General features: G+C 42.6%; 9 protein-coding genes. 6 read left to right on the forward strand and 3 right to left on the reverse strand.

The window, feature by feature from the left end:
* The coding region (locus ACJ751_RS15135) for a hypothetical protein (RefSeq protein ID WP_407746341.1) at window positions 1–1051 on the reverse strand (1051 nt) is incomplete at its 3' end.
* A gap of 207 nt (window positions 1052–1258) precedes the next feature.
* Window positions 1259–1507: a hypothetical protein gene (locus tag ACJ751_RS15140; RefSeq protein WP_407746342.1), complete on the reverse strand. Its 249-nt coding sequence runs from the start codon at window positions 1505–1507 to the stop codon at window positions 1259–1261.
* Between the two features lie 336 nt (window positions 1508–1843).
* Between ACJ751_RS15140 and ACJ751_RS15145 the strand changes: the two genes are divergently transcribed.
* From ACJ751_RS15145 to ACJ751_RS15160, 4 genes are all read left to right on the forward strand, one after another.
* Window positions 1844–4114 (forward strand): TonB-dependent receptor, encoded by a 2271-nt coding sequence (locus ACJ751_RS15145; protein ID WP_407746343.1) that lies wholly within the window; start codon window positions 1844–1846, stop codon window positions 4112–4114.
* 21 nt (window positions 4115–4135) lie between these two features.
* Window positions 4136–4774: a hypothetical protein gene (locus ACJ751_RS15150; protein WP_407746344.1), complete on the forward strand. Its 639-nt coding sequence runs from the start codon at window positions 4136–4138 to the stop codon at window positions 4772–4774.
* Between the two features lie 69 nt (window positions 4775–4843).
* A complete protein-coding gene (locus ACJ751_RS15155) occupies window positions 4844–5440 on the forward strand; it encodes a hypothetical protein (RefSeq protein WP_407746345.1) in 597 nt (198 codons plus the stop codon).
* Window positions 5441–5453: 13 nt separating this feature from the next.
* Window positions 5454–5747 (forward strand): winged helix-turn-helix domain-containing protein, encoded by a 294-nt coding sequence (locus ACJ751_RS15160; protein ID WP_407746346.1) that lies wholly within the window; start codon window positions 5454–5456, stop codon window positions 5745–5747.
* A 46-nt stretch (window positions 5748–5793) separates the two neighbouring features.
* Here the strand turns inward: ACJ751_RS15160 and ACJ751_RS15165 are convergent, their stop codons facing one another.
* A complete protein-coding gene (locus ACJ751_RS15165) occupies window positions 5794–7206 on the reverse strand; it encodes an Ig-like domain-containing protein (protein WP_407746347.1) in 1413 nt (470 codons plus the stop codon).
* 470 nt (window positions 7207–7676) lie between these two features.
* Here ACJ751_RS15165 and ACJ751_RS15170 point away from each other — a divergent pair, with 470 nt between their 5' ends.
* The gene (locus ACJ751_RS15170) at window positions 7677–8612 is read left to right on the forward strand and encodes an ABC transporter ATP-binding protein (RefSeq protein ID WP_407746348.1); all 936 of its coding nucleotides are present in this window, start codon (window positions 7677–7679) and stop codon (window positions 8610–8612) included.
* On the forward strand, window positions 8590–8950 hold a 361-nt coding region (locus ACJ751_RS15175), incomplete at its 3' end, for an ABC transporter permease (RefSeq protein WP_407746349.1). The genes ACJ751_RS15170 and ACJ751_RS15175, both read left to right, overlap by 23 nt.

Genomic DNA, 8950 nt, shown 5'->3' on the forward strand with positions numbered 1-8950 from the left:
TAGAACCATTACTTGGGTCATTGCTCAGCGAGCCCATCCTCGTAATAAGCGGCTTGTCGGCAGCATCGAAGGTAAATTTGATAAGGTCTTTACCATTAGAGGTAAGTGCGTAACAATAACCATCTGAGCCCATACCCATACGGTTAATACGCCACTGGTTATCGCTGCTGGTTTTCGTTTCCAGTTGATAGCCTGTATATCTTCTGGCTACCAGGGGGCCGGCGCCTACGTTCAGGTCTATGTATTTAAGCTCTTCACTTTCTATGTTGTTTACGAAATAGATCCTTTTTCGTGCGCGGTCATAAGCGATGGCAGCACAATTATCTAATAATTGAGTACCGGTAATAGTCGCTTTTGTACCAAGCGCTTCTGTCATCGCACCGTTTACGCCATCGTATAGGAATGAGGTTGTGATACCACCCTGCCCGTTGGCTGAATCTACGGTACGCAACCAGCTCCAATCCTTTTTTGGGTCGAATGTACTACTACCACTACCGTCTGGTTTATAGGTGGTAGTTTGATAAATAATGTTACAACCAAGATCATTCTGAATGTTGGTATATACCGTATTGGTTGCCTGAATGGTTGAAACGGCTCCCTGGGTGGCATCGATTGTAGCATTGTTAAAGATGCTGCCACCATTACCGGTTACGGTTACCTTGAATTTAACGATTGCCGTTGAATTGGACGCCAAAATACCCAAAGCAAAAGTGGGCGAATTAACAGCACTGCCAGAGCCCGAGAATGGCATTACGCCACCACTCTTATCAGCATATGATATACTGTTTAACGTGGTTGAACCAGTCACATAAACCACGCCCGGTGGTATGTTGTCGTACAGCTTTGCTGCAATGTAGTTTTGTGAACCAGTGTTTGTAATGGAGATGGTATAGGTCAAAACCTCTCCTGTTAATGCTATAGTACCATCACCACCTGTTGTGGAATTGACTACAGCCTTGGTGAAGGTCAATTGTGCCTGCGTACGGGCCTTAATGCCTAACAGCAATAAGGCGAAGAGCAGCGCTCTCAAAGGGTAGAATTTAAAATTCATAGGTTCCGGATTTACACATGAAAATTTTCGAATTAAATTCACGTCATAACCAAGAAACAGGCCTCGTACTGCTTCATAAGTTATAACCTATTAAACACTTTATTTTTTGATTTAGTTATTACTCATTTTGTTTCATTTTCGCGCTGTTTTTAAATTGTTATCTATAGTAAATGTATCAATCAAATCGTGTTCAGTTCAGTCAATAATTTATTCCTTTAAATAAGCACTGGCTCTTACGCCACTACTATTTTTAATAAAGTGATTACATCCGGGAAAACTTTTGAAAACAGGAAGGAAAGAGACAAACAAAAAAGAAGAACTGGTTAAACAGGTATACATTACCCGCAACCATTGGGGTGATTGTACCTGCAGTGCAATATTACCGGTTAAGGTAATTGGGCTGGTAAATGCATCTAAAAGAATAGACGCTTGTAAAGGAGTTTCGATCCTTTTCATAGTTTTCAATACGGATATAACATTTAATGACGAAGGTTGCCATTTTTCGCCAATCGTACAACGCAAAACCCACAGGGATATTTTACATAGAAACATGTAGACAATTTTTCCATATCATATGATTTTTATATGTATTGTGAAAGTTGATATAAATCAATTCACAACGAATCGTGTATAAAAAGACTATATGTGAAATTTGGTGCAAAATATTAACAATCAATAAAATAACATAAAACCAGCAATAGTCTCTTTTTTGGACAAATGTGAATAATTAATAAAAAATAATTTGGTTTATATAATAAACCAGTTTACGTTTGAGTATAAATTAAACCACCCATGCTACCGCTTTTGCCGCTGCTTATTTTGCTCTTATCCTTTCTCGCCGGTTCAGCACAAACTGTTGTTTCCGGAAAAGTAAAAGATGGAAAAGGCCGTCCTGTACAGGGAGCCAGTATTTCTTTAAAAGATACCTACGATGGCGCTACTACCGATACATTGGGCGACTATCACTTTAAAACCACTGAAAAAGGCGAGCAGGTATTACTGGCCACCTCTATTGGCTTTAAACTACAGGAACAAAAAATAACCATTTCAGGCGCCACCCTACATATTGACATTGTATTGAAACAGGAGCCAAATGAATTAACAGCAGTAACCATTACCGCCGGCTCGTTTGAAGCCAGCGATACTAAACGTACTACCGTTTTAAACCCTATTGATATTGTTACCACCGCCAGCGCTAATGCCGACATTACCAGCGCCATAAAAACCTTACCCGGCGCCCAGCAGGTTGGAGAAAGTGAAGGCTTGTTTGTTCGTGGCGGTACCGCGCAGGAAACAAAGGTTTTTATTGACGGAACCCTGGTGAATAATTTCTTTTTCAGCAGTGTGCCCGATATAGCCCAGCGCGGTCGTTTTTCCCCTTTTATTTTTAAAGGCACAGTTTTCAGCGCAGGCGGTTATTCCGCTCTATATGGTCAGGCGCTTTCTTCAGCTTTAATATTGGAATCGGTTGATCTGCCCGATCAATCTTCTGCCAGTTTTGGTATTTCTACCGTAGGGTTGAATGGAGGCTTTCAGAAATTGGCGAAGAAAAAGAATGCCAGCTGGGGAGTGAATTATAATTATACCAACCTGGCGGCTTATTTCGCGGTGGTTAAACAACGCCCCGATAATTTTAAAATACCGGAGTTTCATAACGGGGAAGCTAACTTCCGCATAAAAACTTCCAAAACCGGCATGCTGAAATTTTATGGGTATTTCAATTATAACCGGTTGGGTTTGCGCCGGCCCGATATTGATTCTATAGAATTAAAAAATGCGTTCAAACTCACCAACTTTAACGTGTATGGTAATTTGTCGTGGAAAGAAAAGCTGGGCAAAAAATGGCACCTGTACATGGGCGCTTCATACAGCAACAATACCGATAAGATCGGAAATGAATTGCAGGACCAGCACAATGTACCGGTAAGCATGAACATGGAGCCCTACGACACCAAGACCTTTTATGTAAGGTCCAATGGGGAACTGGCGCAAATAAAAACAGTGCTGGAAAGACGCCTGTACGGGTTAAGCGCCGTACGCTTTGGCGGCGAATACATGTACTTTACTGACAGGAATACCTACACCAACCAGTACGTTAGAAACGGCACTACAACCGCAGAAGATCATTTTAAAGCAGCTTTTGCCGAAGCAGACATTTACCTCACCAACGACCTGGCGGCTAAATTCGGCGGTCGCTTTGAACACAGTTCCCAGCTCGATAAAGCCAATGTAGTGCCCCGTATTTCACTGGCCTATAAAGTTGGTAATAAGGCCCAGGCTTCGCTGGCTTATGGTATATTTTACCAGAAACCCGAAAAAGACTATTACCTGCGCGGCTATGCCTACAATAACCTGCTGTATACAAAAGCCACGCATTACATTGCCAACTATCAACGTGTAAGCAGGGACTACACCTTGCGTATTGAAGGCTATTATAAGAAGTACGCGAACCTGGTAAAAACTTATGGCACCAGTAACGCCGGCATTATCGACAGTGTAGCCACCAGCGGTTATGGAGAGGCTAAAGGGATTGAACTCTTCTGGCGTGATCGCAAAACATTGAAGAACGTTGACTACTGGATCTCTTATTCATACCTCGATACGAAAAGAGATTACCTGAACTATCCATATGCCATTCAACCTAATTTTGCAGCAAACCATACGGCCAGTTTGGTGGTGAAGAAATTTGTCACCAAAATAAAGACCCAGTTTAACGGCTCCTATACATTTGCAACCGGCAGGCCGTATTATAATATCAAGTATAGCAACACTGCAGGTAAGTACCAGATTGCCGACCAGGGAAAAACCATAACTTACAACAATCTGAGCTTTAGTGTTAATTACCTGCCTACTATAGGCAATGCAAAAACAAAGAACTTTATAGTATGGGTTTTATCTGTAAACAATGTGCTGGGTAGTGACCAGGTATTTGGTTATAATTATTCATACAATGGTATGCGAAAAGATCCTGTTTTGCCAACAGCCCGGCGATTTTACTTTTTGGGTTGTTTCCTTAGTTTTGGTGTTGACAGAAGCGACGACGTCATTAACAGTAATTTATAATATCATAACAAATCAACCATCATGAAGCAATTATTTTTTATCCTTCTTTCGATTGTGATCGTTTCCCAGGGGATAGCGCAAAGTGAAAAATTTACCAAAGCAATGACCACGGGCATTGCAACATTTGATTCGGCAAAAACAGCCGACGATATGCTGGCTTCAGCAGCAGCTTTTGAACGTATTGGCGATGCAGAAAAAACACAATGGCTTCCTTATTATTATGCTTCGTTAAGCCAGGTTATTTATGCCTTCATGAAGAACGATATGAGCCAGAGCGACGCCTATGCTAATAAAGCTGAAGAGTTGCTGAAAAAAGCCGATGCGTTACAACCTAATAATTCTGAAATAAGCTGTGTTAAATCAATGATCGCTACCCTGCATATGCTGGTAAACCCACAAAACCGCTGGCAGGAGTATGGCCCCGTTATTCAAACAGAGCTTGATAATGCAAAAAAACAGGACCCTGCCAATCCAAGACCTTATTATTTACAGGGACAAAATTTACGCAATACCCCTGAGCAGTTTGGCGGTGGCTGCACTACAGCCAAACCAGTACTGGAGGAAGCGTTGAAAAAATATGAAACCTTCAAACCTGCTTCTGCCATTGCACCCAATTGGGGTAAAGGACAGGTAGAAAAAACACTGGCCACTTGCAAATAAAACGAATTGTCCACGCACGGCGTTGCATGCCAAGCGTGGACAATTTCATTCTCAACAGGTAACATTTATATGGAAAAAGAAACCAGTTTTTCGCACGCTGATAGTTTAGCGCTGATTGAATCCATGATCAATAAAGCAACGAACCGTTTTAACGAGGACGGTTTTTTGTATTTATTATGGGGTTGGGTAGTGCTGTTTTGCAGCGTAACGGAATTCTTTTTATTACGTATTCAGTTTGAGAAACATTACCTGGTTTGGACGCTTACCTGGGCAGCGGTGATCTTTCAGATATTTTTTCTGCGCAGGAAGCGCCAACGACAACGGGTACGTACCTATACCGATGAAATTGTTAAATACGTATGGATCACATTTATTATCCTCATGTTCCTGTTGGGTGTTTTAATCAGCACCATTCAGGGCAGGGAATATTATAAATTAATTGATCCTGTTTTTTTGGTAATATATGGTATGCCTACTTTTTTGTCGGGTGTCATTCTGCGGTTTAAACCGTTGATGTGGGGTGGCATTGGCTGCTGGGTGCTGTCGTTATTAACCACGATAGTTCCTGTAGAATACCACTTGTTACTGGTGTCGGCGGCCATGGTAATAGCCTGGATAATTCCCGGGTATTTATTAAGGCTGAAATTTAAAAAGGCCAATCCTTAATAAGGCGATTGCAATGGAGTTTAAAGATCTGGATCCGATATTACATTCCCAACTGCGGCTGGCGGTTGTTTCACTTCTCATTAGTGTGAAGGAGGCAGAGTTTACGTTTATTCGTGAAAAAACGAATGCCACTGCCGGCAACCTGAGTGTACAGATAAATAAGCTGAAAGAAGTGGGGTATATAGAAGTAGTAAAACAATTTAAGGACAATTATCCGCAAACCATCTGTAAGATAACGCCTGCAGGAGTGGCTGCGTTTGAGGAATATGTAAAGAACCTGCAATCATATCTGGGGGTAAAAAAATAACCCCTACTTTGCGTAAAAGCAGGGGCTCCTTACCGTGAAACTCCAATTATTCTTTAATCAGTTTAACCAGCATTCGCTCTTTACTATTAACAGACACATCTAATGTATATGCGCCAGGTTGCAGATTGCGGCTTCCTTCCATAATAAAATTGCTGGCGCCTGCATCGGCTTTTGAGGTTTTATTCATCACAATGGCGCCATCGGCGTTCAATATCTTCAGGGCAACAAAGCTGCTTTCATTCAATTGCGTAGTCACTGAAATATCTTTTTTGGCCGGGTTGGGCGTAACGCTCATCATTTTCACCGTGGGGGTATTATACACCCGAACAACTAATAACCGGCTGGTGGCTACCTTACCCGCCTCATCAACCTGTTTCAGGCGATAATAAAGGTCTTTTTTCAATGCCTTGTTCTTACCAACCTCATCATCGAACGAATATACTTTTCTGGTGGTAGAGGTACCCTGTGCTTTTATGGTGCCGGCAGTATACCATTTGCGGCCATCGAGGCTTCTTTCAACTTCGAACCGGTCGTTATTATACTCATAACCGGTTGCCCATTTTAATTCCACCTGTCCGCCATCGTTATAAAGCCCTGCAAAATCGCTCAGGCTAACCGACTCTTCGGGAAAATCGAGTTTAACGGTAGCATCCTGGGAGCACAGGCGGCCATAACCATTATCGCAAACTTTATATGTAAAGCTGGTAGAATGGCCCTTGAATTCGGGATTGGGTATAAACGTGAAGGTGCCATCGCCGTGCATGGTCACTTTACCATCCTGTGAATTGGTGATCAGGTAGGCATTGAGCCGGTCGTTGTCGGCATCGCGGTCGTTTATGGTAACCAGCCCGGTAGCGGTATGATTGGGCAAGCCGCTAATATTATCATTTACTGCCACAGGCGAGGTGTTGCACCCTTCAGCATAATGCAGCGGCGCTGAAACATTCAGTTGATCGATGGCGATACGGGTAGCGCCACCTGTGCCCTGGTAGTTCAGGTAAACTTTATAAATACCCGGTTGTAAATGAGGAAATGTTTTGTTGTAGTTGTTGATGGCCTGCGCTGTATGCGGGCATTCAAAACTGTCCAACCGGGTTATATTTATATTGTTGGGATCGGTTAAAAATACTTTTAACCAGCGGCGGGTCCCTTTTTCAAAGGCCAGGTTGAACTGGTAATTAAAAGAGATAGTGATATTATCAGTTATATCAAGCGCCGGGGTATAAATGCCTGTTCGTTGGTTGGCGCTGATAGCGCCGCCGGGAACCAGCCAGCCGTCCGTTTCGGTATTAAAACCGGTGACATCAAGATCTGGTAACATCCAGCAATGACTTTGTAAGTATCCTTTTACCTGGTTGAGGGCAACACCGTTGCGGGTGTTGAAATTTTCAGTCACCTGGGCGTTGAGGCCGGTAACCAGCAGACAGGTAACTATCTGTAAGCAAATAATGCGCTTCATTTTGTACTGTTTCAGCGTTTAGTAATAAATACGCCAGGGCAGGATGCATAAGATCCATCATGGGTATTCAAAGGCAAATGCATTCTTAAAGGATACAAACGATCATAGGTGGGTATCACGAATTACGCGGAGATTACGTAGGAATTGGAGATGGATATAACTAAAATGCAGAAATCTGGTAGTGATAAAACCGGCGACTGGTCATTCTGAACTCTGCTATCATTCAAATAGTCAGCGGCTTATGTAGATATTTGGGATTTTTTTGCAGGAAGAAAGTCGGGTGTCCTGCGGGTTACGGATTTACAGAGGATGTAGGAGGAACCTTACAAATGTAACTAACGGATTTGTCTTTTGCAATAGGGATACTATAAAAATATATTTTGGTTAAATCGGTCTTAATAATAGCAGGCAGCAGTTATATTTTTCCGGTTGAACCATTTCGGGTTGTAATTTGTACATTTTAATAACGTATGTCTGCGATTATAAAAGTTGACAATTTAAGTAAGCAATATCACGAGGTGAAAGCGGTAAATGATATTTCATTTACAGTAAACACGGGTGATATTTATGGTTTTCTGGGCCAGAACGGCGCAGGAAAATCCACCACCATTCGTATGCTGCTTACCCTTATTACGCCAACAGCTGGCACCATTGAATTGTTTGGTAAAGATTTATATGCCAATCGTAAGGAAGTGTTGCAGCAGATAGGCGCCGTTATTGAAAAACCTGATCTGTATAAATACCTGACGGGTTATGAAAATCTTTCCCTGTTTGCCAGAATGAGCGGGGTAAAGGTTACCCAAAAAAAATTGACCGATCAACTGGAGCAGGTAGGGCTTACCGAACGGGCGCACAGTAAGGTGCGTACCTATTCACAGGGAATGAAACAACGTTTGGGAATTGCCATCGCACTTATTCACGATCCCAGGTTGATCATCCTCGATGAGCCAACCAATGGGTTAGATCCTCAAGGTATAGCCGATATTCGTAATTTGATCCTGCATTTAAGCCGGCACCAGGGCAAAACCATCGTGGTTTCCTCGCACCTGTTGCACGAAATAGAACTGATAGCTAACCGCATGCTCATCATTGATAAGGGCAAAAAAATAATGGAAGGAACTGTTGCCGAACTGGTAGATCCTGCACGCACCATGGTGCATTTGGAAGTAACCAATCCGCAGCAGGTAGTGACCTGGTTGCAAAGCAGCCGTTGGGGCACTTGTTTGCAGGAGCAGAACAGTACGGTGATCCTTTTACAAATGAACAAACAGCAAGTGCCCGAATTAACTGCCGACCTGGTAAAGGCCGGGGCCAATATAATGGCCCTGCAACCACAGAATTCACTGGAATCGTATTTTCTGTCATTAACAACCGAAAACCGGCATGTGGACACTTTTACAAATTGAGCTTTTCAAGATCTTTAAACGTCCCCGTACTTATATCGCTTTTATTGCCATTGCTGCCATTGTGATTTTAATACAGCTGGCATTGTACCTCGATGGTAAAACCTATGTGAACTTTATGCTGCAAAGCATTGAGCGGTTCAATGTGGAAGGCAAAATGCTGAACGGTTATTTTGTATGTTATTTTATTCTGCAAACGTTGCTCATACACGTGCCATTGCTGATTGCGCTGGTGGGTGGCGATATGATTGCGGGCGAAGCCAATATGGGTACCCTGCGTTTGCTCATCAGCAAACCCATCAGTCGTTCTACCTTATTGATAAGTAAATTCCTTGCTTCTA

This window comes from Niastella sp., from assembly GCF_045805085.1.
Lineage (GTDB): Bacteria > Bacteroidota > Bacteroidia > Chitinophagales > Chitinophagaceae > Niastella.